Raw genomic sequence first — 26,190 nt, 5'->3', positions numbered from 1 at the left:
AAAAACCGCTTGACTGAGACGACCCCGTTACCGAAGTCTGGAGCCTAGCCCGGCAGGTCATTGATGCTATCCAGGACCAGCTTTCTGGACGCCCTACATACCTGCTGTAATCAGCAGAAGAGACGGGGAAAGAACTGCCCCAAAAGCGTTTCTTCTGCTTCGCTTCTGGTGATTGGTTCCCCTGCCTGGGCTCACATCGCCCCGCTTGCTGTGTTGATGCTGCTCGCACTCGATTCGCGTTGGGGGTAGGACTGTCAGTCCAACCGGTCTGGCTGGCCTCAATCTGTGCGTAATGCCTAGGATGTGTGGATTTTCTTAGAGATAAATCATTGATTTTATTTCTGACCCCGGCAGGACTTGAACCTGCAACCTGCCCCTTAGGAGGGGGCTGCTCTATCCAGTTGAGCCACGGGGCCAGCATCTGCCTTTTCGCGCGCTGCGGGCCGAATGGCAAGCTGGACGGCGGGGGTGTTGTTCGCTAACACTGATCCACCCGCCAACAGGATAGCCGTTTATGTCCAGATCCCGCCGCCCCTTGACCCTGCGTGACGTCTCCGAAGCCTCGGGCGTCAGTGAAATGACCGTCAGCCGGGTGCTGCGCAACAGGGGCGATGTTTCGGCGGCGACGCGGGAAAAGGTGCTGACGGCGGCCAAGACGCTGGGCTATGTGCCCAACAAGATCGCCGGCGGGCTGGCCAGTCAGCGGGTGAATCTGGTGGCCATCGTGATCCCCTCGCTGTCGAATCTGGTGTTTCCCGATGTGCTGGGCGGGATTTCGGCGGAACTGGACGATACCGGCCTGCAACCCGTGATCGGCGTTACCAACTATTCCCCCGCGCGCGAAGAAATGGTGTTGTATGACATGCTGTCCTGGCGCCCCTCGGGGGTGATTCTGGCCGGGCTGGAACACAGCAAGGCCTCGCGCGCCATGCTGCAAAGCGCGGGCATCCCGGTGGTCGAGATCATGGATACCGACGGCGAGGCGATCGACACCATCGTCGGCATCTCGCACATCCGGGCCGGGCGGGAAATGGCGGCCCGGATTCTGGCGGCGGGCTATCGCCGTATCGGTTTCGTCGGCACCCACATGCCCGAGGATCACCGCGCCCGCAAACGGCTGGCCGGGTTCGAGGAAGGCTTGGCCGAAGCCGGTGTCTCGCTGGAGGCGCGGGAATATTATCAGGGCAATTCATCACTGCTGAGGGGGCGCGAGCTGACGCAACGTATCCTGTCGCGCGCGCCGGAGCTGGATTTTCTGTATTATTCGAACGACATGATCGGCGCGGGCGGGCTGTTGTGGTGTCTGGATCAGGGCTATGACATTCCGGGGCGGATCGGTCTGGCGGGCTTTAACGGCGTTGATTTACTGGAAGGTTTGCCGGTGCGGCTGACCACCACCGACGCGCGCCGGGTTGAAATTGGCCGCCGGGCCGCGCGGATCGTGGCGGGCAAGGATAGCGCGCCGCCGGATCGGGTGGTGGCGCTGATCCCGACCTTCATTCCGGGCGAAACCATCCGCAGTCATTGAACCGCCTTGCCCCGCAGGGATGGCCACCTTATTTGACTGGCCATGCGTATTCCGTTCCTTTCCCCTCGTCCGGCGCGTGTCGCCGTTGTTCGTATGCAGGGCGTTATCGGCGCCGCTGGCCGGGGCGCGCCCGGACTGTCGGATGCGGCGCTGGCCCCGGTGCTGGCGCGCGCCTTTACCAAGGGCAAGCCGCAGGCTGTGGCGCTGGTCATCAACTCGCCCGGCGGGTCGCCGGTGCAATCCTCGCTGATCGCGGCGCGGGTGCGGCGGCTGGCGGACAAGCACGATCTGCCGGTTCATGCCTTTGTCGAGGATGTGGCGGCCTCCGGCGGGTATTGGCTGGCGACGGCGGCGGATCACATCTGGGCGGATGACAGTTCGGTGCTGGGGTCCATTGGCGTGATCTCGGCGGGCTTTGGCTTTCAGGATCTGATCGCCCGTTGGGGGATCGAACGTCGCGTCCATACCGCAGGCCGGTCGAAATCGACGCTGGACCCGTTCCGCCCCGAAAAGCCCGAGGATGTGGCCCGCCTGCACGCCGTTCTGGAACCCATTCACGCCGCGTTCAAGGCGCAGGTGCTGGCGCGGCGCGGTGCCCGGCTGGCCGCCGATACCGACCTGTTCACGGGCGAGTTCTGGGCTGGTCAGCGGGCCGTGGAACTGGGGCTGGCCGATGGCATCGCGCATCTGGAACCCAGGATGCGCGCGCTTTACGGCGATGACGTGCGGTTCCTGCGCTATGGTTTGCGCCAGCCATGGTTCCGCCGGATCGGGCTGTCGGCGGATGCGCTGATGGATACGGCGCAGGATCGTGCCATCTGGTCGCGCTTTGGCATCGGTGGCTGATGTAATGGTCAAATCTGCCATCCTGTTTTTGCTGTTTATGATCGCACTGGCCCTGATCGCCGGGCCGGGACCGCGCGCCTTTGTGCTGAAACTGCTAAGGAAGCTGGGCCTTGTTCGTTGATCTTTTGATGATTGCCGCCGGTCTGGCCATTCTGCTGGTGGGCGGCGAGTTTCTGGTCCGCGGTGCGGTGGCACTGTCGCTGCGGCTGGGGATTTCCCCCCTGGTGGTGGGGTTGACGGTGGTGGCCTTTGGCACCTCGGCACCGGAAATGATCGTGTCTGTTTCCGCCGCGTTGCGGGGGGCGACGGATCTGGCGATGGGCAATGTCGTCGGGTCCAACATCGCCAATGTGCTGGTGATCCTTGGCATTTCCGCGCTGATTGCACCGATCTATACCCGCGCCGTCGATCTGCGCGAAAGCTGGTGGATCATGATGGGCGCGTCGGTTCTGTTGATCGCGCTGGCGCTGATGGGGCCGCTGGGTCAGGTGCAGGGGCTGATCCTGCTGGCCGCGATGGGCCTGACGCTGTGGCGGCAGCTTTCTACCGCGAAAGAGGATGACGCAGGCGTAACAGACCAGCGCGAACCGTGGCCAAAGACCATCATCTGGCTGGTGGCCGGGCTGGTGGCGCTGCCGGTCGGCGCGCATCTGCTGGTGACAGGGGCGACCGATATTGCCCGCAATCTGGGCGTGTCCGAGGCGGTGATCGGCCTGACGCTGGTGGCCATCGGCACCTCGCTGCCGGAACTGGCGGCTTCGGTCGTTGCGGCGCTGCGTGGGCGACCGGAACTGGCGCTGGGGAATGTCGTCGGGTCGAACATTTTCAACATCCTGATGATTCTGGGCATTACCGCGCTGATAAAACCGCTGCCGGTGCCCGCGCAGATGCTGCGGCTTGATCTGTGGGTCATGCTGGCGGCGGCGCTGATCCTGTGGCCGTTTCTGCTGCGCGGCATCAGGATCACGCGCGGGGCAGGGGCAGCGATGGTTGCGGCCTATGCCGCCTATGTCTGGGTGCTGCTGTGACGGGCGCGGCGCTGGTCACGGGCGCGGCGCGGCGGCTGGGCCGGGCGATGGCGCTGTATCTGGCCGGGCGCGGCCATCCGGTCGCCATCCATTACGACCGTTCCGCCGACGAGGCCGAGGCGGTGGCGCAGCAGGCGCGGTCCATGGGCGTGCCTGCCGTGGCACTGCAAGCGGATCTGTTGGACGATGACGCGACCCGCGCCTTGATCCCTGCGGCGCGGGCGGCGTTGGGGCCGTTGTCGGTGCTGGTGAATAACGCCTCGATCTTTGAATATGACACCATTCACAGCGCCACACCCACAAGCTGGGATCGCCATATCGGATCGAATCTGCGCGCGCCGTTCTGGCTGATGCAGGATTTCGCCGCGCAGGCCGCGCCCGCCGATCTGTCCGGCGATGAACCGCGCGCCACTGGCCTGATCGTCAATATGGTCGATCAGCGGGTGCTGAAACCGACGCCCGAGTTCATGACCTATTCGCTGGCCAAGGCCGGGCTGTGGGCGCTGACCCGCACGGCGGCGCAGGCGCTGGCCCCCGCGGTCCGGGTGAATGCCATCGGCCCCGGCCCCACCATGCGCGGTGCCCGTCAGAGCCAGCAGCATTTCGATGGCCAGCGCGCCGCAACCATCCTGCAACGCGGGGCGGGGCCTGACGATGTGACCGCTGCGCTGGGCTATTTTCTGGATGCGCCGGCTGTGACGGGGCAGTTGATCTGCGTGGATGGCGGCCAGCATCTGGGCTGGCGCACCCCGGATGTGCAAGGTGTCGAATGACGATGCGGCAACTTGGCTGCGTCAACTTGTCCACTCTGACGCAGATCATAACAAAAGCGTCATGATTCCTGCTTGTTTATCAGTCCATTGCGGCCGGGGTAAAAAAGAATCTTTAAAAAACATATGGATATTAGCCTGCCTAAAAGTAAGGCAGATTTACGAAGCCTTAACAATCGCTGGCAAAAAGCGGGCTGGGCAAATCTCACCCACAGAGTTATCCACAGATTCCGTGGACAGCTTTGCCCTTGATCTTTGTCGCCCCAGCTTGCAGCCCGGCGGGGGAATCACACATCTGATGCTATGACTGACACCTTGCCCCCCAAAACCGGCCAGCCGCTGATTCAGGATTACCTGCGCACGTTGGATTCCAGCCCCGGCGTGTATCGGATGCTGGATGCGCAGGGCGCGGTTCTGTATGTCGGCAAGGCGCGCAATCTGCGGGCGCGGGTGTCGAACTATGCCCGCGACACCGGCCACACGGCGCGCATCGCCCGGATGATCCGGGAAACCTGTTCCATGATGTTCCTGACCACGCGCACCGAAACCGAGGCGCTGCTGCTGGAACAGAACCTCATCAAGCAGCTCAAGCCGCGCTATAACGTGCTGCTGCGGGATGACAAATCATTCCCCAATATTCTGGTCGCCAAGTCGCACCCCTTCGCGCAGATCAAGAAACATCGCGGCGCCAAGTCGGAAAAGGGCGATTACTATGGCCCCTTCGCCAGCGGGATGGCCGTCAACCGGACGCTGAATCAGCTTCAGCGGGTGTTTTTGTTGCGCAACTGCACCGATTCCGTGTTTGAATCGCGCACCCGCCCCTGTCTGATGTATCAGATCAAGCGGTGCAGCGCGCCCTGCGTGGGCAAGATTTCCGAATCCGATTATGCCGCGCTGGTGGCGGATGCCGAATTGTTTCTGCAAGGCAAATCGACGCGTGTGCAGGCCGATCTGGCCGATCAGATGGCCGCCGCCGCCGAGGCGATGGAATACGAACGCGCCGCTGCCCTGCGCGACCGGATCAAGGCCCTGACCGCCGTGCAGTCGGTTCAGGCGATCAACCCGCGCGGCGTGCCCGAGGCCGACATCGTGGCCCTGCATATGGACAGCGGGCAGGCGTGCGTGCAGGTGTTCTTTATCCGCGCCAACCAAAGCTGGGGCAACCGCGACTTTTACCCCCGGCTGGGTGGTGCGGAATCGGCGGACGAGGTGATGCAGGCGTTCCTGCTGCAATTCTACGATGACAAGCCGCCGCCGCGTCAAATTCTGCTGTCGCATCCGCCCGAAGACCCCGATCTGACCGCCGAGGTTCTGTCGGAACGCGCCGGTCGCAAGGTCGAGGTGCTGACCCCGCAGCGCGGTGAAAAGCTGGAGCTGGTGGCCAATGCCCTGCGCAATGCCCGCGAATCGCTGGCCCGCCGCATGTCCGAAAGCGCCACGCAACTGCGCCTGCTGGCCGGTCTGGCCGAGGCATTCAATCTGCCCGGCCCCCCGAAACGGATCGAGGTTTACGACAACTCGCACATCATGGGCACCGCGCCGGTGGGCGGGATGATCGTCGCCGGGCCAGAGGGCTGGATGAAGAACCAGTATCGCAAGTTCAACATCAAGGGCACCGAGATTACCCCCGGCGACGATTTTGGCATGATGCGCGAGGTGCTGACCCGCCGCTTTGCCCGCCTGCTGAAAGACGACCCCGACCGCCAGACCGAAGCCTGGCCCGATCTGCTGCTGATCGACGGCGGCGCGGGGCAGGTGTCGGCGGTCGAAGGCATCCTGACTGAAATGGGCGTGAACGACATCCCCATCATCGGCGTGGCCAAGGGCGTGGACCGCGACCATGGCAAAGAGGAATTCCACCGCCCCGGCGCACGCCCCATGGCGCTGCGCATGAATGACCCGGTGTTGTATTTCATCCAGCGCCTGCGGGACGAGGCGCACCGCTGGGCCATCGGCACCCACCGCGCCCGGCGCACGAAACAGGCGCTGGCCAATCCTCTGGACGACATCCCCGGTGTCGGCGCGGCCCGTAAACGCGCCCTGCTGGCGCATTTCGGTTCGGCCAAGGCGGTGCGTGGTGCGGGGCTGGCCGATTTGCAGGCCGTGCCCGGTATCAGTGCGACCATCGCGCAGACCATTCACGATTTCTTTAATCCGGGCCGCTAGATGCGCTGTTCTGCAAGGGGGGCTGCGGCTGTTGCGGTGCGGGTTGCCGGTTTCCGCACAACCTGATGTTCCGCCTGCGTGCCCCCCTTCCAAAACCCGTCCGCAGGCACTAGCTTCCCCCCATGCGCTGGACCCTGCCCAATATCCTGACCATGATGCGGTTGATCGCGGCGCCCGCCGTTCCGATCATGTTCCTGTATTTTCACCGCCCTTTTGCTGATTTCGCGGCGCTGACGCTGTTTGTCCTTGCGGCGATCACCGACTGGTTCGACGGCCATCTGGCGCGCAGTTGGCAACAGGAAAGCCGTTTCGGCGCCGCGATGGACCCGATCGCCGACAAGGCGATGGTGGTGATCGCGCTGGTCGTGATCACCGGCTATTCCGGGATGAACCCGTGGCTGATTCTGCCCGTTTCGGTGATCCTGTTCCGCGAAGTCTTTGTGTCTGGCCTGCGCGAATTTCTGGGTGACAAGGCCGGGCTGCTGAAGGTCACCAACATCGCCAAGTGGAAAACGACCGCGCAGATGGTGGCCATCGCGACGCTGTTTCTGGGCACCGGGCTGGCCTATATCGAATACGGTCAGCCGCCGCGTGTGGGTGAAACCGGGCTGCCGTGGTCCACGACATGGGCGGCGCTGGCCACACAGGTCGGACTGCTGCTGATCTGGATCGCGGCGGCGCTGACAGCACTGACCGGCTGGGATTATTTCAGCAAGGCCCGCCCTTATCTGAGGGACCATCATGTCGATTGAGGTGCTTTATTTTGCATGGCTGCGTGAACGCATCGGCGTGCCGCGCGAAACCATCGAAACCAGCGCCGCCACCGTGGCCGATCTGGTGGATGAACTGCGCCGTATGGATGACTGGCACGCCGCCGCCTTTGCCGATCTGTCCGCGATCCGCTGCGCCGTCGATCAGCGCCTGATGCCGCTGGATGCCCTGCTGGCGGATGCCCGCGAAGTCGCCTTCTTCCCGCCCATGACCGGCGGCTGACGATGAGCGCCCGCGTCCAGACCGCCCCCTTTGACCTTGCCGCCGAACTGGCCGGTTTCGGCGCGGGGGCTGGCGCGGTCGTGACCTTTACCGGCCTTGTTCGCGATGACACAGGCCAGATGCAGGCGCTGGACATCGAACATTATCCCGGCATGACCGAACGCGCCCTGACCGAATACGGCCAGCAGGCCGCACAACGGTTCGATCTGACCGACTGGCGCATTCTCCACCGCTATGGCCACTTGCGCGTGGGCGAACAGATCATGATGGTCGCCACCGCCGCCCGCCACCGCCGCGCCGCCTTTGACGCTGCCGATTACCTGATGGACTGGCTGAAATCCCGCGCGCCCTTCTGGAAACGCGAAATCGGCCCGGACGGGCAGGGCGAATGGGTCGCCGCCAAAGACAGCGACGAAGCGGCGCTGGACCGGTGGTAGGGCAATATGTCTATCGCGGCGAAAGCCCGTGGAGCGTTTGGGACCAGTTTTTCAACGGCTCCTTTTGTGGCACATGGTGGCGCGAGATTGATGACTGTGCCGATGCACACCGCCTGAACAAAGACCCGACAGCGCCTCGCTTGCCCGCCCTGCCGCCCGGCCATCACCGCTGCGGCTTTTGGGTGTTCGGCGCTTTGGCGGATGGGGTCAGGTTTTGCCAGACCGAACCACGGACCACCCCCGAGGCACGCTATGCCGCCGCCTTTGGCGCGCTGACCGGCAGACCTGATGGCTGGTTGAAACAGCGCATTCTGATCCGCATCGACCGCGCTGCCTTATCGGTCTGGCCTGCCTACCCAGACCGCGCCTTGACCTACGCATACCCCAGCACCACCATGTTTCTGACCAGTGCACCGCATGACGGCCCGCCACAATCCGGCCTGTGCCGCGCCATCACGCTGCCCGATCAGGCCATCGAGATATTTTTCCGCGGTCACTGGCACCAAAAATCGCCCGATCTTGGCATCTGGCTGCGCGACCAGATCACGGTCGCTGATGACCTGCGCCATTTCGCCGAAAACCTGCCCGATCCGCTTGCTGTTTGCCCAAATACGCAAAGGACGGCGCACCCATGACCCCGATCACCGTTGCCGAGATCCCCGCGACGCTGGACTGGCTGGCCGCGAATGCGCAAGGCCCGGTGTTTCTGGAATCGAACCTGCGTCACTATGGGCTGAACGGCGATGACCCGCGATCTGTGCGTATCTGGCGCGATGCGGCGGGGATGGTCGGGCTGACCAAGGGCGGTGTTTTGCTGCCGCAACTGCCGGGCGGTAATTGGGCGGCGGCGCGGGTGGCGCTGTCCGGCCAAACCATCAGCGGCATCATCGGGGCCGAGGATCAGGTGCAGGCCGCCCGTGCCGCTCTGGCTCTTAACGGTGCAACCACGCTGGACCGGGGCGAGCCTGCCTTTGCGCTGACCCTTGCGGATATGACCCCGCCAGACACCACCGGGCTGGACCTGCGCGGCATCGCCCCTGCCGATCTGCCGCTGCTCTATCGCTGGAACGCTGACTATCGCGTGGAAATACTGGGCGACGACCCCGCCACAGCCGAACGTCTGGCCCGCGCAAATATTGACACCTATGCCGCCGAGCAATCCCACCGCATCCTGTGGCGTGGCAGCGCCCCCCTCGCCATGACTGGGTTCAACGCTCGCCTGCCGGACCTTGTGCAGATCGGCGGCGTCTATACCCCGCCGGGCTTGCGCGGGCGCGGCTATGCCCGCGCCGCCGTGGCCCTGCATCTGGCCGAGGCGCGGGCGCAGGGGATCAGCCGCGCCTTTCTGTTCGCCGCCAGCGACACCGCCGCCCGCGCCTATACCGCCATCGGCTTTCGCCCGGCGGGCCGGGTGCGGCTGCTGATCCTTGCCCAACCGCAGCGCATCCCATGATCCGCCCCGACCTGATCGACCGCCTGCGCCCGTGGGGCGAATCGCTGGCCGCCATTGGTGCAGCAACGGCCTGCCTGTGGCTGGCGCGGCTGGGCGGCTGGTTCTTTGCCGCGCTTGGGCTGACGGGCGGCGCGGTCGCGCTTTTGTGGCTGATCGGCGCGCTGCGCCGCGCCCGCTTTGCCCGCCCCATCGCCGCGCCGGGCGTGGTTGAGGTGGACGAAGGCGCGATCCGCTATTACGGCGCGCGGATGCTGGGCGGCGAGATCGCTCTGCGCAGCCTGACCGAAATTCGCCTGCTGGTGCTGGACGGCGATCCGCATTGGCGGCTGAAGGCGGCGGATGGGCAGGCCCTGCTGATCCCGCTGGATGCGGCGGGGGCGCCCGCGCTGGCCGATGCCTTTGCCGCGCTGCCGGGGGTGGATATGGGCGCCATCGCCGCCGCCATCAGCCAAGCGCAGTCAGGCCCGATGCGCACCCTTTGGCGCAGGCCGCGATGACCCGGCTTGACTAACGCCGCCGTGATTGCCACCTGTCATCGGCGATCAACAGAAAGGGCCGCGCATGTCTATTCCGCAACAGGGCGGCGGCCCGATCGAATCCCGTGAGCAGTTGGCGGCCTATGTCGCATCCGGCGAAAAGCCGCGCGAAGATTGGCGCATCGGGACGGAACACGAAAAATTCGGCTATTCGCACGACAAGCTGCTGCCGCTGCCCTATGACGGGCCGCAGTCGATCCACGCCATGCTGACCGGCCTGCGCGACCGCTTTGGCTGGTCGCCGGTGCATGAACAGGACAAGCTGATCGGGCTGGAACGCGACGGCGCGAATGTCTCGCTGGAACCGGGCGGGCAGTTGGAACTATCGGGCGCGCCCTTGGAAACCATCCACCAGACCTGTGACGAGGTGAACCAGCATCTGGCCGAGGTGCGGGCGGTGGCCGATGACATGAACGCCGGCTTCATCGGCCTCGGCGCCGCGCCGATCTGGCGGCAGGATCAGATGCCGATGATGCCCAAGGGCCGCTATGCGCTGATGACGCCCTATATGGAAACCGTCGGCACGCTGGGAACGCAGATGATGTATCGCACCTGCACCGTGCAGGTGAATCTGGACTTTGCGTCCGAATCCGACATGGTGCAGAAACTGCGCGTCGCGCTGGCTTTGCAGCCGGTGGCGACGGCGCTGTTCGCCAATTCGCCTTTCCTCGACGGCAAACCGAACGGGATGAAGTCATGGCGCGCGCATATCTGGCAGAACCTTGACGAAGCGCGCACCGGGATGCTGCCCTTCGTGTTCGAGGACGGGTTCGGCTATGAACGTTGGGTGGATTACGTCCTCGATGTGCCGATGTATTTCGTCTATCGGGATGGCAAATATATCAACGCCTTGGGCCAGTCTTTCCGCGATTTTCTGAACGGTCGCCTGCCTGCCTTGCCCGGCCAGGTCCCCACGCTGTCCGACTGGGCGGACCATATGACCACCGTGTTCCCCGAGGCCCGCGTCAAGAAATATATCGAGATGCGCGGTGCCGATGGCGGCCCGTGGCGGCGGCTGTGCGCGCTGCCTGCGCTGTGGGTCGGGCTGCTGTATGACCAAGGCGCGCTGGATGCCGCGACCGACCTCATCAAAAACTGGGACGCGGAAACCCGCGAAGGGCTGCGCCGCGCCGCTGCCCGCGATGCGCTGCAAGGGCAGGCGGGCGGCGTCCGCCTGCACGATCTTGCGCGCGAGGTGCTGGCGATTGCCGAACAGGGCCTCAAGGCTCGCGCCCGCCCCGGTGCTGGCGGCCTTGTGCCGGATGAGACGCATTTCCTGAACGCTTTGCGCGAAAGCGTGGACAGCGGGCAGGTGCCGTCCGATGAATTGCTGGCGAGATATCGCGGCGAATGGGCGGGCGATCTGAACCGCATCTACGCCGAATATTCATATTGAATCGCCATGGAAATCTTTAACCTCTGACCGCGATCATCACGGCACCCCACAGGGGAAACCCGCCTCAACACGTTTGGGGCGGGCTTGATGGCACCCATCGTTTGCAACGCTCGGCTGGCTTTGTGTGACCCTGATGGCAGGCGTCGCCCTGTTTCCGGGTATCCGCGACAATCCAGGCAGAGGCGACCAAACCAATGGCCAAAAGACCGTCTGCACAGCCGCTGCATGGGTGGGGTGCAAAAACGCGACGTTTCTATTGACAGCGACCGCCTGCGCACACGCTTCTGTTACCATGCTCCGATAACAGGGGCGCTCAACAGGAGGAACTATGATGCGCAGCCTTATTCTCGCCCTTGCCCTTGCCGTTCCGGCAGGGGGGCAGGCATCGGTCGTAACGGATACGTTCACCAGCTATTGGGCATTGGGCGACAGCCTGACCGACAATGGCAATCTGAATCGGATCGTCTTTGGGATTGGCACGAATGGCGCACCGACCTCGAATCAGGTCGGGCAGGGGGCATTCTATCAGACCGGCAGCTTCTGGACCGGGCTTTACGGGCGTTTTTCCAACGGCCCGACATTCGCCGAACATATCGCCAGCGAATTCACGGGGGCTGGCCGTGTCACGGGCAACCTTGCCTATGGCGGGGCCGAAGCGACCGAAGCGTCCAGCATCTTTGACCCGACCCCCGGTCTGGCATGGCAGCAGGGCCAGCTTGCCAACCGCAGCAGCCAATTCGGAGACCGCCCGCTGGTCTCATTGCTGATGGGTGCGAATGACATCTTTGACGCGCTTGGCAGCAGCGATCCGGCACAGCAGGCCATTTCGGTGGCCCGCGCCGCCGCCAATGCCGTGACGGGTGCCGCCAGCTATCTGTCGGGTTTCGGAGCCAGCGATTTCCTGATCGCCAACCTGCCCGACATCGGCCTGACCCCTGCTTATTCGGTGTTTCAGCCCGCGCTCTCGGCCGTTGCAACGGCGGCCAGCGTGGCTTTCAACGAACAGTTGTCAACGAATATCGCCGGGCTGCGGGGGACAGGGATCAATGTGATCGAACTGGACCTGTTTTCGGTGATCCATGATATGGTGGCGCAGCCGGACAATTACGGCTTCAGCGATGTTGCCACGCCCTGCATGTTCCAGTCCGCCAGTCTGGCCGCCAGCTTTGGACAGGCACAATATTGCAGTGCGGCAGATTCGCAGACGCGGCTGTTCTTTGACAGCGTTCATCCGAACTTTCTGGCCCATCAGCTGGTCGGTGACATGGCGCTTGGCGCTCTGACCGCCAGCCTGACTCCGGCCCCTGCGCCGGTCCCGCTGCCTGCCGGTGCGCCGCTGATCCTGATCGCCTTTGGCGCCCTGTTCTCCTTCCGCCGCCGAACCGCCTGACGCCAGCCGGGCGCGGGCTGAACCGCGCCCATCCTGTTTCGGCACGCTGCGGACAGACGCGCAACAGGACACAACAGACATCATCCCTGTGCACGGCTGGTGCACAATCTGTGTACGGCCTGTGCACATGTTGCACAGCCTGAACCCCAGCAATTACTGGCCCAGACGCCGGGCAACGCACGCCGCGTTGTCCGTGCGTTGCCCACCCTGCCGCGCGCTGCTGTTGCGCCGTTAACCCTTGCGCCCGATGCGCGGCTCGGTTCCGTCCAGCAGGCGGGCAATATTGGCACGGTGCCGCACAAAGATCAGCGCCGCCATGAATGCACTGGCCCCGGCCAACGGCCACAACCCCAAGGCCCCCGCCACGACCGGCACCAGAGCGGCAGCAACCAGCGCCGACAGCGAACTGATCCGGCTGACGGCCGCCGTCACCGCCCATGCCGCACAGGCCAACAGCCCCAGCGGCCAATACAGCGCGATCAGCGTGCCCAGAAAGGTCGCAACCCCCTTACCGCCGCGAAAGCCCAGCCAGACCGGAAAACAATGCCCCAGAAACGCCGCCGCCCCGGCCAGCAAAGCCGCCGTCTCGCCGCCGAAATACCGCGCCAGCAGCACGGCAATGGCCCCCTTGCCGCTGTCCAGCAGCAAGGTCGCCAGCGCAGCCCCCTTGTTGCCGGTGCGCAGCACATTCGTGGCGCCGATATTGCCCGACCCGATCTGCCGCAGATCGCCCAACCCCAAGGCCCGCGAGATGACCAGCCCAAAAGGCACCGATCCCAACAGATAGCCAGACACCATCCAGATTATCGCGCTCATACCCATGCCCTACTGTCTTTCGTTTGCAAATATCCTGGGGGGAATCGCCGCTTGCGGCGATGGGGGGCTAGCCCCCCTGCGACAGTTCCTCAGGCACGAGGGCCTGTTCCCCGAACAAAGGGCGACCAGCGACCCAGGTGCCGATCACCCGGCCTTCCATCCGGGCACCATCAAAGGGGGTGTTCCTGGATTTTGATTCCAGCGTGAACCGATCCAGCACAAAGGGTGCGTCCGGGTCGAACAGCACCAGATCGGCGGGCGCGCCCTCTGACAGCCGCCCCGCGTCCAGCCCCAGCCGCCGCGCCGGGTTCAGCGACATCGCCCGCCACAGTTGCGGCAGGGTCAGCCCGCCCTGATGATACAGGCGCATCGCCGCAGGCAGCAGCGTTTGCAGGCCGACCGCGCCGGGGGCGGCGGCCTCGAACGGCAGGCGCTTGGATTCCTCGTCCTGCGGGGTGTGAAACGATGCGATCACGTCGATGTCGCCATCCGCCACGGCCTGCACCATCGCCACGCGGTCATCCTCGGATCGCAAGGGCGGGGTAAAGCGGAAAAACGTCCGGTAATCGCCCACATCGAATTCGTTCAGCGTCAGATGGTGGATCGAGATACCCGCCGTCACATCCCGCCCGGCATCGCGGGCGCGGCGCAGGGCGGGCAGACTGGCGGCCACGGTGATCTGATCGGCGTGCCAGCGCGCGCCCGTCATCGCCACCAGTGCCAGATCGCGGTCCAGCCCCATCACCTCGGCCATGGGCGACACGGCGGGGATTCCGTAAAGCGAGGCGAATTTGCCGCTGGTCGCCGCGGCGCCACGCGACAGGCTGGCATCTTGCGGATGGCCGACGATCAGCGCCCCCAGCGACCGGGCATAGCTCATGCAGCGCGACAGAAGCTTGCTGTCGCCGACCACGCGCACCCCGTCGGTAAAGGCGACCGCGCCGGCATCCGACATCAGCCCCAGTTCCACCATCTCGCGGCCGTCACGCCCCTTGGTCAGCGCGGCCATGTGGCGGATATTCACCGGCGCATCGGCGGCGCGGCGGGCGACGAATTCCAGCGCCTCGGGCGTGTCGATGGGCGGGATCGTGTCGGGGCGGGCGATGATCGTGGTCACACCGCCAGCCGCCGCCGCCCGGCCCGCGCTGCGGAAACTTTCCTTGTGCCGCTCGCCCGGCTCACCGATCTTGACGCCCCAATCCACCAGCCCCGGCGCAAGGCACTTGCCGTCACAGTCGATGATCGTCGCGCCCTCGGGGGGGGCGCTGTCGCGGGCGGTGATGCGGCCCTCCTGAACGGTCAGGCTGCCGGGGGCGTCGGTCTGCGCCTCGGGGTCGATCAGGCGGGCGTTGGTGAAATGCAGGGTCATGGCGTTTTCCGGGCGTTAAAGGCGGCCTGACGGGCGGCGGTGACGGCTGTCAGAATACGGTCGCCGTCTTTCAGGTGAATGAAACGCGGGCTGTCACCGCCGAAATGCAGCGTCATCAACCCATGATCCCCAGGTTCCAGCACCGGCTGCGCCCGGCGCGACAGGGCATAGGCGCGAAAAGCCCCAGTGTCACGCTGATGCGCGATCAGCGCGCGGCGATCCGTGACAGCATAGGCCGTCTGTTGCAGGGCGCGGCTGCGCTGACGCATGGCACGGAACGGCCAGCCCGTCACCAGCAGCGCCCCCAGCAACAGCAGCAGAAAGATCACCGCCCGCGCGCCCGGATCGCCCGCAGGCGACGACAGCCAGCGATCCAGCACCAGCAGCGCGGCAACGCCAACCGCCCCCAGTCCACCGATCAGCCATTCGGCCTGCGTCGGCCGGATCAGCGCCAGCGCGGGAAAGGGGCGACCTGACCACAGCAGGGCCTCACCCTGTTCCAGATGCGGGCGCCAGTCGTAAGGTTTCATCGTTTCCCCTCGATCAACGCCACGGCGGCGGCGGAATCCTCCAGATGGCGGATCAGGATCTTGCGCCCGCCGCGCGTGACCACCTGCACATCGCCCATCAGGCGGCGCACGGTGGCAATGTCGCCGCGCTCGACCCGGTCCTGACCGGGGCCGATCAAGGCGCGATTGGTCAGCAGCCATGTGGCGCGCATCGCATCGGGAAAGAACCACATCCCCCGGAACGCAATGGCGGCAAAAGTGCCAAATACCCCCGTCCACAGCAGATGCCCGCGCCCGATGGCCCACAAGATCAGCACCACCACAACCGCGCCCCCCGCCGCCAGCGCAACGTGATCGCGGAAATAGCGGGTGCGGTCAGGGGTGAACCGGGCAATCTCACGCTCACCCTCGGGCAGAACGGGCGGGGGCAGGCGGTCGCGATAGGCGGGGCTGCGGTCGGTCATGCGGTGGCCTCTGCCGCCGTCTGCCGGGTGGCTTCGATCTGCGCGACAAAGCGGCGGACGTTGGGGATGCTGCGGATGTCGATCCAGCGCAGGTTGGGCGCGCGCAGGATGATTCCGCACAGGATCAGGCGGATCGGGACCGGCAGCAGACCCTTTGGTGGCAGTGCGATGCGCTGGCGGGCGTTGCAGTTCGGCCGCCAGAGCCAAACGAACACGGTGCCGATCAAGACCGCCACCTGCCCCAGAATGCCGATGTGGCCGCCCGCCGTCTGCCTGCCCGGCAGATGCAGGATAACCAGCCTCGCCCCGAAAATCCCGCCACTGGCCGCAGCTTTTCGCAGAGCATCGCTGATGACGGCCTCGCTCATGCCGTCACCCCCGCGGTAGAGCGGATCGCGTAGGCGAACCGCGCCCTAGACCATGCATTTATCCGGGCGCGGCGATTGCCGTCTGCGCCAAAGATGCTGACGCGCCCTGACAGACGATTGATGCGAACATCAGCGACCTGCGACAGTGGGATCTTATTGCTTTTGCCGGACAGCAGCCTGCGCTCTGCCATGGCCCATTGTGGGGGGGCGTAAAGCAAAAAGCCGATGCCCGCCCCGATCAAACTGCCGATCAGACCGGGCCAGAGGCCGGAATCGTAACCGAAAAAGCGTGCGATCACGACGAAGGCGGCATCAACTGCGATGAACAGCACCACAGCGACCAACACGCCCTGCCATTTCGGCAGGTTGCGCGCGATCATCCGTCCGCCCGGCTTCTGCGGCGGGGTCACGCCATCACCCCTGCCGCCGCGCGGCCGCGTTCGGCGCGCAGGTTACGGGCCAGCAGATCCAGCACCGCCATGCGGACAGCGACGCCCATTTCCACCTGATCCTGAATCACGCTGCGGTTGATGTCATCGGCGATGGTGCCGTCGATTTCAACGCCCCGGTTCATCGGGCCGGGGTGCATGACGATGGCATCGGACGCGGCCAAGGCCAGCTTTTCCGCGTCTAGCCCCCAGCGGTGGAAATATTCGCGTTCCGAGGGGATAAAGCCGCCGTCCATGCGCTCCTTTTGCAGCCGCAGCATCATCACCACGTCGGCGCCCTTCAGCCCCTGACGCATGTCGTCGAACACCTCTACCCCCATATCGCGCGCGCCGGCGGGCATCAGCGTCGGCGGGCCGATCAGGCGGATGCGGTTTTCCATCTTGCCCAGCAAAATCAGGTTCGAGCGCGCCACCCGGCTGTGCGCAATATCGCCGCAGATCGCCACGGTCAGCCGTTGTAGCCGCCCCTTGGCGCGGCGGATGGTCAGCGCATCCAACAGCGCCTGCGTGGGGTGTTCGTGCCGCCCGTCGCCTGCGTTGATGACGGCGCAATTCACCTTGGACGCCAGCAGGTTGACCGCCCCCGATTGCGGGTGCCGCACCACCAGCAGATCGGGGTGCATGGCGTTCAGCGTCATCGCCGTGTCGATCAGCGTCTCGCCCTTTTTCACGCTGGATTGCGCGACGGCCATGTTCATCACATCCGCCCCCAGACGCTTGCCCGCCAATTCAAAGCTGGCCTGCGTGCGGGTCGAATTTTCAAAGAACATGTTGATTTGGGTCATGCCCTCCAGCGCGTCGGCATGCTTCACCGTGCGCCGGTTCAGCTCGACATAGCGTTCGGCCAGATCCAGCAGGGTGACGATTTCAGCCGGGGCCAGATGGTCGATGCCAAGCAGGTGGCGCGCGCGGAAAGTCATGTCGGCCTCGTCAGCGGCGATGCGGGAACAGCCGGTCTATGACACAGCCAGACCGCTGGCGGCAAGGGCGTGATCGCGCCAACAGGCGGTCCGATTGTCGCTGTTGAGGGGGAAATTTGGTGGAGCCAAGGGGAGTCGAACCCCTGACCTCTTGAATGCCATTCAAGCGCTCTACCAACTGAGCTATGGCCCCACCGGAGGTCTGCTTCGGCACCTCAGCGCCGTCGCGTGGAGGGTCGTATAGGGGTGGGCGCAGCAGGGTGCAAGCGGAAAATTCGCCGTTTCGCGACAGGATGCAAAGAATGTCGCGGACCTTGGCCGGGCAGGGGGCGGATATGAAAACGGGGCCGCGATGGCCCCGTTACACGCCCGTTCGAAAAACGCGCTTAGTCTTCGTCGTCGCTGCTGACATCGGCGATGTCGTCCAGCGACACGTCGCCTTCGTCATCGTCTTCTTCCAGCAGGTCGTCGTCCAGATCGCCGCTGTCGTCATCCAGATCGGCGTCGTCATCCAGCACATCCACCTGATCGTCGGCGCGGCTGCTGGCGCGTTCCGAGGTGATGGCCTTGCCGCGCCCCTGGATCAGGCTTTCGACGGTGAACTGCGCGCCGCAGGCGGGGCAGGTCATCGGGTCGTTCTGCAAATCGTAAAAGCGCGTCGCGCAATGCGGGCACAGGCGTTTCGTGCCCCATTCCTCTTTGGGCATGGCAATCTCCTTTTGCCGCGGTTAGGGAATCCGGCGTCCCCTGCCACACGTGCCGGGGGGTGTCAAAGGCTTTCGACAGGCAGGCATGACAGCGGCAGGTTTTATCATCGGTGGCGATATTTCCGTGCGGCTGCGCAGATCGGCGCGGGCGCGGCGGATGGTGCTGCGGGTGCCGCGCGACGGGGCCGATCCGGTGCTGACCCTGCCGCCCCGCGTGACCGAGGCCGAAGGCCGTGCCTTTGCCGAATCGCGGGCGGGTTGGCTGCGGCAGGCGCGGGCCGCCATGCCGGTGGCTCAGCGTGTCGCCCCCGGCGCGGCCTTGCCGGTCGAGGGGCGGGCGCTGATCCTGACCTCGCATCCGCTGCGCGCTGCCCGGATCGACGGGGATCGCCTGCTGATTCCCGCCAACCGTCCCGCCGGGCCGGTGGTGGCGGCATTCCTGAAGCATCTGGCGCATGACCGGCTGCGCGCCGCCTGCGACCGCCATGCGGCGACGCTTGGCCGCCCGGTGCGCGCCATCAGTCTGCGCGACACCCGCAGCCGCTGGGGGTCCTGCACGGCAGACGGGCGGCTGATGTTTTCCTGGCGTCTGGCGATGGCCCCGCCCGAAGTGCTGGATTACGTCGCCGCGCATGAGGTGGCGCATCTGGCGCATATGAATCATTCGCCCCGGTTCTGGGCGGCGGTCGGGCGGCTGATGCCCGGCTATGCGCCGCGCCGCGACTGGTTACGGCGGCACGGCGGCGATCTGATGCTGTGGCAATTCCGCGATTGACGTGTTGCCGGTTTGTGATCACAAACGGATCATGAACGCACCGCGCCCGTCAGAACCTGCCTCGCATGAACGGCTGTATCGCAGCCTGCGCAGCCGTATCATGCTGGGGCAACTGCCGCCGGGCCAGCCGCTGACCCTGCGCGGGATCGCAGCCGAACATCATGTCAGCATCACCCCCGCGCGCGAGGCGGTGCGCCGTCTGGTGGCCGAAGGGGCGCTGTCGCTGTCGGCCTCGGGGCGCGTTACCACGCCGGCACTGACCGACGACCGGATCGAGGAACTGTCGGCCTTGCGGGCATTGATCGAACCTGAACTGGCCGCCCGCGCCCTGCCGCGCGCGCATTTTGCGCTGATCGACCGGCTGGCGGTGATGAACGGTCAGATCGCCGATGCGGTCGAACGGCATGACGCGGTGGGTTATATCCGCTGCAATCTGGATTTTCACCGCACGCTTTACCTGCGTGCGCAGGCCCCCGCGATGCTGGCGATTCTGGAAACGGTCTGGCTGCAACTGGGGCCGACCATGCGCGTGTTGTATGGTCGTGTGCGGCGGAACGAGCCGCCGCGCCATCACCGGATGATTCTGGCCGCCCTGCGGGCGGGCGACGAACCGGCGCTGCGGCTGGCGGTGCGCACGGATGTGACGCATGGGCTGCGGCATTTGACGGCGGGATAGGCGTTTACCCTTGGTTGGGGCACCGAATGCTATGACCAGCGCAATTGGAAAGGAAACGCCATGACCCATCGCCGCGATCTGTTGAAATTGCTGGCCGCTGCGGCGCCTGCCGTTCTGGGGGCGGGCAGCTTTCCCCACGCACTGCGGGCACAGGCCGTGCAGGCGGGGCTGATTACCCCCAATGTCTGCGCCCTGATGCCCGAAGTGACCGAGGGGCCGTATTACATCGACCCCGGCCTGATTCGCGCCGATATTCGCGAGCGGCGGCCCGGACTGCCGTTGCGGATGCGCTTGCAGGTCGTCGATCCGGTCTGCAACCCGATTGCGGGCGCACGGGTCGATGTCTGGCAATGCGATGCGCAGGGCAATTACAGCGGCTATGCCCGGCAGGGCAGTGACCGGGTGAGCGATACCACCGGGCAAACCTTTCTGCGCGGCACACAGATCGCGGGGCAGGATGGGGTGGCCGCGTTCCAGTCGATCTACCCCGGCTGGTATCGCGGGCGGACGGCGCATGTCCATTTCAAGGTGTTTTTGGATCAGCGCAATGTGCTGACGGGGCAGATGTTCTTTCCCGACAGCTTCAGCGATGGTGTTTATGCGCAAGTGTCGGCCTACGCCCGCGACGGGCGCGACCGCGAGGTGCGCAACAGCAATGACGGTATCGCCCGGCAGGCGGGTGATGCGGCCTATGCCGCGCTGACGCAGATCGACGGTGGCTATGATGCGGCGCTGGTTATCGGGGTGTCGCCCGATGCCGTGTCACGCGGGGGGCAGCGGCCGCGTCGGGGTGGCGGAGGGCAGGGGATGCCGCCCCCGCCGCCGCGCGGCTGATCCGCGTCAGCCGGACGTGGCCGGGGCTGCGGTGGGCTGCTGCTGCGCCGCCGGGGCGACCATCCACGGCAGTTGCAGCCGGGGCATGACCGGCGTGGTTTGCGCAACATTGGCGGGCAGAAGCCGGGTGTATTTCGTCCCCTCGATCGTGGCACCGGCCATCAGCCCGCTTTGGCCAAAGATCACCGCAACGACAGGCTGTTGCGCGGTGATGGTATCGCTGCCAATCGCCATGCCGCCATCGGGCGCGGCGTAATAGGCACCCGCCCCCGCGACCCAGCCCTGCGAGGCACGGAAGGCGGCCAAAGCCTGTTCTGTGCGGAAAATCAGCACATGCGCGAACTGCTGCGCCCCGGCCTGAAAGCCGACGCTGGCCTGTGTGGCAGCATAGTAATCGACCGTAGCCCCGCCGATACGCAATGCGCCCTCGCCATAGGCGCCGCCGATACCAAAACCGGCGGCGGTCATCAGCGGGATATACAGCACGCCCCGCGCTTCGGCGATCAGCCTGGCGGTGCCGGGATAGCGGCTGACCAGAAATTCATGCGTGGTGTTGATCCGCGCGTCCAGTTGCGCCGTGGCTGCCGGGTTGACGGCCATCGCACAGCCACCCAGCACCAGTGCCGCGCCCCCCGTTGCCAGAAAACCGCGCCGTGTCATGCTCATCTGATCGCCCCTTTGACAGATCGGGCGCTTACCAGCCCTTGCGGGGCAGTTTAGGTGATGCGCCAGATATTGTCACGCGCCGCCGCGTCCGGCGCGGTGCAGCCACTCGGCCACCTGAGGCGCGAAATAGGTCAGTACGCCGTCACAGCCCGCGCGGCGAAAGGACAGCAGGCTTTCGACCACCACATCGCGTTTCAGCCAGCCGGCGCGAATCGCCCCCTCGATCATCGCGTATTCGCCGCTGACCTGATAGGCGAATGTCGGCGCGCCGAACTGGTCGCGCACCGCGCGGCAGATGTCGAGATAGGGCATCCCCGGTTTCACCATCACCATATCCGCCCCTTCGGCCAGATCGCGGGCAACGCAGCGGATCGCCTCTTCGCGGTTGGCGGGGTTGATCTGATAGGTCTTCTTGTCGCCGACCAGCCGCCCCGCCGCGCCGACCGCATCGCGAAACGGGCCGTAAAAGCTGCTGGCGAATTTCGCGGCATAGGACAGGATGGCGACATCCTTGTGCCCGGCGGTCTCCATCGCGGATCGCAGCGCGCCGATCCGGCCGTCCATCATGTCGCTGGGGCCAAGGATGTCGGCGCCGCATTCGGCCTGAACCAAAGCCATGCGCACCAGCGCCTCGACCGTTTCATCGTTCAGGATTTCGCCGTTGACCACGAAACCATCGTGACCGTTGGCGTTATAGGGGTCCAGCGCGATGTCGGTCATCACCGCCAGATCGGGCACGGTTTCCTTGACGGCGCGGATGGCGCGGTTGGCGATGTTGTTTTCATCCCATGCACGCTCGCAGCCCTCGGTGCGCAATTCGGCGGCGGTGTGCGGAAAGATACAAACGGCGGGGATGCCCAGTTCCGCCGCCTGCTGCGCTGCCCGCCGCGCGCCGTCCAGCGTCAGCCGCTGCACACCGGGCATCGAAGGGATCTCGCCCTCGGCCCCGTCAACCTCGGTCACAAAGATCGGCCAGATCAGATCGGCGGCGGTCAGATGCACCTCGGCGGTCAGGGCGCGCAGGTTTTCGGTGCGGCGCAGGCGGCGCAGGCGGGTTGCGGGAAAGGGGGCGATGATCGGAGTTGCCATGACAGGGCCTTTTCTCTGCTGTGCCCCCGTTCTAAGGTCGTGCGCAGCCGACGACAAGAAAAGGCCGGTTTGCCACCAATGATAGGACTTCTCGACCTGCTGGGGTCACGCAGCTTTGCCAGTATCTGGTTCTGGCTGGTGCTGGTCACGGCCTGGACAGTTTCGGGCCGTGCTGTGCTGGGCGTGCCGTTGGACGTGCTGACCCGTGCGCGGCGCGAACCGGACGGACCTGCCGGAATGTTGCTGCTGGACTGGCTGTCGCTGACCTTGCCGCGCTGGCAGATTGCGCCGCGTGACGGGGTGTGGCTGCTGGGGGCGGGCTGTTTCGGGCTGACTGTGCTGGCGGTGCTGGGCTTTGGCTATGGGCGCGAGATGGCGCAGGCGCTGAGCTTGCTGCTGGTGCCCTTTGCCCTGCTGCTGCTGATGCGGCTGCGGCTGGCGTGGCGGCTGATGCCGCTGCTGGATGCTGCGCAGCGCGGCGAAATCACGCCCGAGGCCGCCGCAGCCGATGCCATGCGCCAGATCACCCGCCACCGCCGCTGGGTCTTTGTGCTGTCGGTGCTGGCCGTCGCGATGACGGCGGCATGGGGCACATTGTATCGGCTGATGCACCCCTTTGGCATCTGAGGCTTGACACCGCCCGCCCGCAGCTTACCTGACCGCGCATGGCTGACCATCTGATCCTGTCCGGCGCGCCCGAGGGCTTTGACGCCACCCTGATCGCGCGCGAGCTGGAACGCGGCGCGCCCGTGATCCACATTGCCCGCGACGACCGCCGGGCCGAGGCGATGCGCGCAGCATTGGCCTTTGTCGCGCCCGGTGTGGCGGTGCTGGATTTCCCGGCCTGGGACACGACGCCTTATGACCGCGTGTCGCCCGCCAGTGCCGTGCAGGCCACGCGCATGGCCACGCTGGCCGCATTGGCGCAGGGCGCGATCAAGGGGCCGTTCGTGCTGCTGACAACGCTGAATGCCGTGATGCAGCGCCTGCCTGCGCGCGATGTGGTCGCCGGGGCCAGCTTTGCCGCCCGTGTGGGCGACCGGATCAACGACGGTGCTTTGCGTGATTTCCTGGCGCGAATGGGCTTTGTTCAGGCCCCCACCGTGACCGAGCCGGGCGATTTCGCCGTGCGCGGCGGCATCATCGACATTTACCCGCCGGGGCAGTCGGGGCCGGTGCGGCTGGATCTGTTCGGCGATGTGCTGGACGGCGCGCGCCGCTTTGACGCGGAAACGCAGCGCACCACCGAAAAGCTGGACCGCATCGAACTCGCCCCCATGTCCGAGGTGATTCTGGACGAGGATGCGATCACCCGTTTCCGCCAGAATTATCGCGTCACCTGGGGCGGCGGCACGAACGATCCGCTGTATGAAGGCGTCAGCGCGGGTCGCAAGATGGCCGGGATGGAACATTGGTTGCCGTGGTTTCATGACCGGATGGACAGCCTGTTCGACTATCTGCCCGATGCCAGTGTGATGATGGACGATCATATCGGGCAGGTCATCGACGCCCGCCGCAGCATGATCGCCGAGCAGTATCAGGCCCGCCGCGATGCGATGGCCGCCAAGGGCCGCAGCGATACGGTCTATCGCCCGGTGCCGCCCGATGCGCTGTTCCCGACGCCCGAGGAATGGGACGGCTGGTTGGCTGCGCGGCGTGTCGTGCGGCTGGTGGCGCTGCCGCAGCCAACCGGGCTGGGCGTGCTGGATGCGGGCGGGCGGGCGGGGCGGAACTTCGCGGCAGAACGGCAGGCTGAAAAAGGAAACTTGTTCAAGGAACTGGCCGATCATATTCAGGCGCTGCGCAAGGATCGCCGCGTCGTCATCGCCAGCTTTTCCGAAGGCGCGCGCGACCGGCTGAGTGGCCTTCTGGCCGATGAGGAGCTGAAGGATGGCAGCAACATCGCCAGCCTCGGCGATCTGCCCGACCGTCCGGGCGCGCTTGGGCTGGCCGTCTGGCCGCTGGAGGAAGGGTTCACGGCCAAGGGCTTGGCGGTCATATCTGAACAAGACGTTCTGGGCGACCGGCTGATCCGGGGCGCCCGCAAGAAACGCCGGGCCGAGAATTTCCTGCGCGACACCACCAACCTGACCCCAGGCGATCTTGTCGTCCATGTTGAACACGGCATCGGGCGCTATACCGGGCTGGAAACGATCCGCGCTGCCGGGGTGCCGCATGACTGCGTGGCGCTGGAATATGCGGGCGGTGACCGGCTGTATCTGCCGGTGGAAAACATCGAACTTCTGTCGCGCTATGGCCACGAGGAAGGGCTGCTGGACAAGCTGGGCGGCGGCGCTTGGCAGGCCCGCAAGGCGCGGCTGAAAGAACGCATCCGCCTGATCGCCGACCGCCTGATCCGCGTTGCCGCCGAACGCCTGCTGCGCGCCGCCCCGGTGATGGAACCCGATCACCACGATTGGGAGGCGTTTTCGGCCCGCTTTCCCTATACCGAAACCGAGGATCAGCTGACCGCCATCGAAGACGTCACTGCCGACCTTGCGGCCGGTCGCCCGATGGACCGGCTGGTCGTCGGCGACGTCGGCTTTGGCAAGACCGAGGTGGCGATGCGCGCCGCCTTTGTCGCCGCCGCATCCGGGCGTCAGGTGGCGGTCGTGGCACCAACTACGTTGCTGGCCCGCCAGCATTTCCGCAGCTTTGCCGAACGGTTCCGCGGCACGGCCATCACTGTGCGGCCGTTGTCGCGGTTCGTGTCGGCGCGCGACGCCGCCGAAACCCGCGCCGGGCTGGCCGATGGCAGCGTCGATATTGTCGTCGGCACTCATGCGGTGCTGGCCAAACAGGTGCGGTTCAAGAACCTCGGCCTGCTGATTGTCGATGAAGAACAACACTTTGGCGTCGGTCACAAGGAACGGCTGAAAGAGCTGCGTTCTGACATCCACGTTCTGACCCTGACCGCCACACCCATCCCCCGCACGCTGCAACTGTCGCTGACCGGGGTGCGCGATCTGTCGATCATCGGCACGCCGCCGGTGGACCGGCTGGCGATCCGCACCTATGTTTCCGAATTCGACAGCGTGACCATCCGCGAGGCTTTGCTGCGCGAAAAATACCGAGGCGGGCAGTCATTCTTTGTCGTTCCGCGCCTTGCCGATCTGCCCGAGGTGCAGGACTGGCTGACCGAACACGTCCCCGAGGTCAGCTTTATCGTCGCCCACGGGCAGCTTGCGGCCGGCGATCTGGACCAGCGGATGAATGCCTTTTACGACGGCAGCCATGACGTGCTGCTGGCGACCAGCATCGTGGAAAGCGGTCTCGATATTCCGTCGGCCAACACGATGATCGTCTGGCGCGCCGATATGTTTGGGCTGGCGCAGCTTTACCAGATCCGGGGCCGCGTCGGGCGGTCGAAGGCCCGCGCCTATTGCTATCTGACCACGAAACCGCGCCAGCCGCTGACCCCGCAGGCGATCCGGCGGCTGAAGTTTCTGGGGTCTATCGACAGCCTTGGCGCGGGCTTTAACCTGGCCTCGCAGGATCTGGACCTGCGCGGGGCGGGGAATCTGTTGGGCGAGGAACAGTCGGGCCATATCAAAGAGGTGGGCTTTGAACTGTATCAGGCCATGCTGGAAGAAACGATCACCAAGCTGAAATCCGGCGAGATCGAGGCCGCGCCCGAGGATGAATGGGCGCCGGTGCTGAACCTTGGCGTGCCGGTGACGATCCCGGAAAGCTATGTCGCCGATCTGGATGTGCGGCTGGGGCTGTATCGCCGCTTGGCCGAGCTGACCACCAAGGTTGAACTGGAAGGTTTCGCGGCCGAGCTGATCGACCGTTTCGGCCCGCTGCCGCGCGAGGTGAACACGCTGCTGCTGGTCATCCGTATCAAGGCGATGGCGAAACGTGCCAATATCGCGCGGCTGGACGCCGGGCCAAAGGGCGCGACGGTGATGTTCCACGGCGACAAATTCCCCAATCCGGCGGGCTTGGTCGAATTCCTGACCGACCAGCGCGGGCAGGCCAAGGTGGATGGCAACAAGATCGTGC

General features: G+C 65.4%; 28 protein-coding genes and 2 tRNA genes. 18 read left to right on the top strand and 12 right to left on the bottom strand.

Annotation, left to right across the window (positions count from 1 at the left end; genetic code table 11):
* Positions 1-342: 342 nt before the first annotated feature.
* Positions 343-416 (bottom strand) — tRNA-Arg (locus Q4G22_RS14625).
* 98 nt (positions 417-514) lie between these two features.
* Here Q4G22_RS14625 and Q4G22_RS14620 point away from each other — a divergent pair.
* The 13 genes from Q4G22_RS14620 to Q4G22_RS14560 all read left to right on the top strand — a co-directional run bounded on the left by Q4G22_RS14620 (position 515) and on the right by Q4G22_RS14560 (position 12,543).
* Positions 515-1,528, top strand: coding sequence for a LacI family DNA-binding transcriptional regulator (locus tag Q4G22_RS14620; protein ID WP_303386623.1), 1,014 nt, complete (start codon positions 515-517; stop codon positions 1,526-1,528).
* 42 nt (positions 1,529-1,570) lie between these two features.
* Positions 1,571-2,374 carry a S49 family peptidase gene (locus Q4G22_RS14615; protein WP_303386622.1) on the top strand — a complete coding sequence of 268 codons (804 nt, stop codon included), beginning with the start codon at positions 1,571-1,573 and terminating at the stop codon, positions 2,372-2,374.
* A 110-nt stretch (positions 2,375-2,484) separates the two neighbouring features.
* The gene (locus Q4G22_RS14610; protein WP_303386621.1) at positions 2,485-3,402 is read left to right on the top strand and encodes a calcium/sodium antiporter; all 918 of its coding nucleotides are present in this window, start codon (positions 2,485-2,487) and stop codon (positions 3,400-3,402) included.
* Positions 3,399-4,175, top strand: coding sequence for an SDR family oxidoreductase (locus Q4G22_RS14605; RefSeq protein ID WP_303386620.1), 777 nt, complete (start codon positions 3,399-3,401; stop codon positions 4,173-4,175). Before Q4G22_RS14610 ends, Q4G22_RS14605 begins: the two co-directional genes overlap by 4 nt.
* A 300-nt stretch (positions 4,176-4,475) precedes the next feature.
* Positions 4,476-6,338, top strand: a complete 1,863-nt coding sequence (uvrC, locus tag Q4G22_RS14600) for an excinuclease ABC subunit UvrC (RefSeq protein WP_303386619.1) — start codon at positions 4,476-4,478, stop codon at positions 6,336-6,338.
* 122 nt (positions 6,339-6,460) lie between these two features.
* Complete coding sequence (gene pgsA, locus Q4G22_RS14595; RefSeq protein WP_303386618.1) at positions 6,461-7,090, top strand: CDP-diacylglycerol--glycerol-3-phosphate 3-phosphatidyltransferase; 630 nt, start codon at positions 6,461-6,463, stop codon at positions 7,088-7,090.
* Complete coding sequence (gene moaD / locus Q4G22_RS14590; RefSeq protein WP_303386624.1) at positions 7,086-7,331, top strand: molybdopterin converting factor subunit 1; 246 nt, start codon at positions 7,086-7,088, stop codon at positions 7,329-7,331. Before pgsA ends, moaD begins: the two co-directional genes overlap by 5 nt.
* 2 nt (positions 7,332-7,333) lie before the next feature.
* Positions 7,334-7,768, top strand: a complete 435-nt coding sequence (locus tag Q4G22_RS14585; RefSeq protein WP_303386617.1) for a molybdenum cofactor biosynthesis protein MoaE — start codon at positions 7,334-7,336, stop codon at positions 7,766-7,768.
* Positions 7,762-8,403, top strand: a complete 642-nt coding sequence (locus tag Q4G22_RS14580; RefSeq protein ID WP_303386616.1) for a hypothetical protein — start codon at positions 7,762-7,764, stop codon at positions 8,401-8,403. Before Q4G22_RS14585 ends, Q4G22_RS14580 begins: the two co-directional genes overlap by 7 nt.
* Positions 8,400-9,221, top strand: a complete 822-nt coding sequence (locus tag Q4G22_RS14575) for a GNAT family N-acetyltransferase (protein WP_303386615.1) — start codon at positions 8,400-8,402, stop codon at positions 9,219-9,221. The genes Q4G22_RS14580 and Q4G22_RS14575 overlap by 4 nt, the downstream gene beginning before the upstream one ends.
* On the top strand, positions 9,218-9,718 hold the full coding sequence (locus tag Q4G22_RS14570; RefSeq protein WP_303386614.1) for a hypothetical protein: 501 nt from the start codon (positions 9,218-9,220) through the stop codon (positions 9,716-9,718). The genes Q4G22_RS14575 and Q4G22_RS14570 overlap by 4 nt, the downstream gene beginning before the upstream one ends.
* 64 nt (positions 9,719-9,782) lie before the next feature.
* Positions 9,783-11,153, top strand: a complete 1,371-nt coding sequence (locus Q4G22_RS14565) for a glutamate--cysteine ligase (RefSeq protein WP_303386613.1) — start codon at positions 9,783-9,785, stop codon at positions 11,151-11,153.
* 331 nt (positions 11,154-11,484) lie between these two features.
* A complete protein-coding gene (locus Q4G22_RS14560; protein WP_303386612.1) occupies positions 11,485-12,543 on the top strand; it encodes an SGNH/GDSL hydrolase family protein in 1,059 nt (352 codons plus the stop codon).
* 231 nt (positions 12,544-12,774) lie between these two features.
* Here Q4G22_RS14560 and plsY read toward each other — a convergent pair whose 3' ends face one another.
* The 9 genes from plsY to Q4G22_RS14515 all read right to left on the bottom strand — a co-directional run bounded on the left by plsY (position 12,775) and on the right by Q4G22_RS14515 (position 18,145).
* Positions 12,775-13,359 (bottom strand): glycerol-3-phosphate 1-O-acyltransferase PlsY, encoded by a 585-nt coding sequence (gene plsY / locus Q4G22_RS14555; RefSeq protein WP_303386611.1) that lies wholly within the window; start codon positions 13,357-13,359, stop codon positions 12,775-12,777.
* Between the two features lie 67 nt (positions 13,360-13,426).
* Entirely contained in the window at positions 13,427-14,728 is a 1,302-nt protein-coding gene (gene pyrC / locus Q4G22_RS14550) for a dihydroorotase (protein WP_303386610.1), read from the bottom strand.
* Positions 14,725-15,258: a hypothetical protein gene (locus Q4G22_RS14545; protein ID WP_303386609.1), complete on the bottom strand. Its 534-nt coding sequence runs from the start codon at positions 15,256-15,258 to the stop codon at positions 14,725-14,727. The genes pyrC and Q4G22_RS14545 overlap by 4 nt, the downstream gene beginning before the upstream one ends.
* Positions 15,255-15,701 (bottom strand): hypothetical protein, encoded by a 447-nt coding sequence (locus tag Q4G22_RS14540; protein WP_303386608.1) that lies wholly within the window; start codon positions 15,699-15,701, stop codon positions 15,255-15,257. Before Q4G22_RS14540 ends, Q4G22_RS14545 begins: the two co-directional genes overlap by 4 nt.
* Positions 15,698-16,069 carry a hypothetical protein gene (locus Q4G22_RS14535; RefSeq protein WP_303386607.1) on the bottom strand — a complete coding sequence of 124 codons (372 nt, stop codon included), beginning with the start codon at positions 16,067-16,069 and terminating at the stop codon, positions 15,698-15,700. The genes Q4G22_RS14540 and Q4G22_RS14535 overlap by 4 nt, the downstream gene beginning before the upstream one ends.
* Positions 16,066-16,449, bottom strand: coding sequence for a hypothetical protein (locus Q4G22_RS14530; protein ID WP_303386606.1), 384 nt, complete (start codon positions 16,447-16,449; stop codon positions 16,066-16,068). The genes Q4G22_RS14535 and Q4G22_RS14530 overlap by 4 nt, the downstream gene beginning before the upstream one ends.
* A 26-nt stretch (positions 16,450-16,475) precedes the next feature.
* The gene (locus Q4G22_RS14525; protein ID WP_303386605.1) at positions 16,476-17,438 is read right to left on the bottom strand and encodes an aspartate carbamoyltransferase catalytic subunit; all 963 of its coding nucleotides are present in this window, start codon (positions 17,436-17,438) and stop codon (positions 16,476-16,478) included.
* 117 nt (positions 17,439-17,555) lie between these two features.
* Positions 17,556-17,631: transfer RNA gene (locus tag Q4G22_RS14520), tRNA-Ala, on the bottom strand.
* Between the two features lie 193 nt (positions 17,632-17,824).
* Positions 17,825-18,145: a TIGR02300 family protein gene (locus Q4G22_RS14515; RefSeq protein WP_303386604.1), complete on the bottom strand. Its 321-nt coding sequence runs from the start codon at positions 18,143-18,145 to the stop codon at positions 17,825-17,827.
* Between the two features lie 85 nt (positions 18,146-18,230).
* Between Q4G22_RS14515 and Q4G22_RS14510 the strand changes: the two genes are divergently transcribed.
* The 3 genes from Q4G22_RS14510 to Q4G22_RS14500 are packed head-to-tail and all read left to right on the top strand — an operon-like array spanning position 18,231 to position 20,430.
* Positions 18,231-18,920, top strand: coding sequence for a M48 family metallopeptidase (locus tag Q4G22_RS14510; RefSeq protein WP_303386603.1), 690 nt, complete (start codon positions 18,231-18,233; stop codon positions 18,918-18,920).
* A gap of 31 nt (positions 18,921-18,951) precedes the next feature.
* Positions 18,952-19,596, top strand: a complete 645-nt coding sequence (locus Q4G22_RS14505) for a GntR family transcriptional regulator (RefSeq protein WP_303386602.1) — start codon at positions 18,952-18,954, stop codon at positions 19,594-19,596.
* A gap of 60 nt (positions 19,597-19,656) precedes the next feature.
* Complete coding sequence (locus Q4G22_RS14500; RefSeq protein ID WP_303386601.1) at positions 19,657-20,430, top strand: intradiol ring-cleavage dioxygenase; 774 nt, start codon at positions 19,657-19,659, stop codon at positions 20,428-20,430.
* A gap of 6 nt (positions 20,431-20,436) precedes the next feature.
* Here the strand turns inward: Q4G22_RS14500 and Q4G22_RS14495 are convergent, their stop codons facing one another.
* Together Q4G22_RS14495 and hemB are read right to left on the bottom strand one after the other, a co-directional pair.
* Positions 20,437-21,096 carry a YSC84-related protein gene (locus Q4G22_RS14495; RefSeq protein ID WP_368661485.1) on the bottom strand — a complete coding sequence of 220 codons (660 nt, stop codon included), beginning with the start codon at positions 21,094-21,096 and terminating at the stop codon, positions 20,437-20,439.
* A gap of 72 nt (positions 21,097-21,168) precedes the next feature.
* Positions 21,169-22,185 (bottom strand): porphobilinogen synthase, encoded by a 1,017-nt coding sequence (gene hemB / locus Q4G22_RS14490; protein WP_303386600.1) that lies wholly within the window; start codon positions 22,183-22,185, stop codon positions 21,169-21,171.
* A 78-nt stretch (positions 22,186-22,263) separates the two neighbouring features.
* On the opposite strand from hemB, the gene Q4G22_RS14485 reads away from it, so the two are divergent.
* Together Q4G22_RS14485 and mfd are read left to right on the top strand one after the other, a co-directional pair.
* Entirely contained in the window at positions 22,264-22,812 is a 549-nt protein-coding gene (locus Q4G22_RS14485) for a hypothetical protein (protein WP_303386599.1), read from the top strand.
* Positions 22,813-22,850: 38 nt separating this feature from the next.
* The coding region (gene mfd, locus Q4G22_RS14480; RefSeq protein WP_303386598.1) for a transcription-repair coupling factor at positions 22,851-26,190 on the top strand (3,340 nt) is incomplete at its 3' end.

Origin of the sequence: Paracoccus sp. (in: a-proteobacteria), assembly GCF_030538655.1 — a bacterium.
Lineage (GTDB): Bacteria > Pseudomonadota > Alphaproteobacteria > Rhodobacterales > Rhodobacteraceae > Paracoccus.
This window is presented reverse-complemented; position numbering and strand designations above follow the sequence as displayed.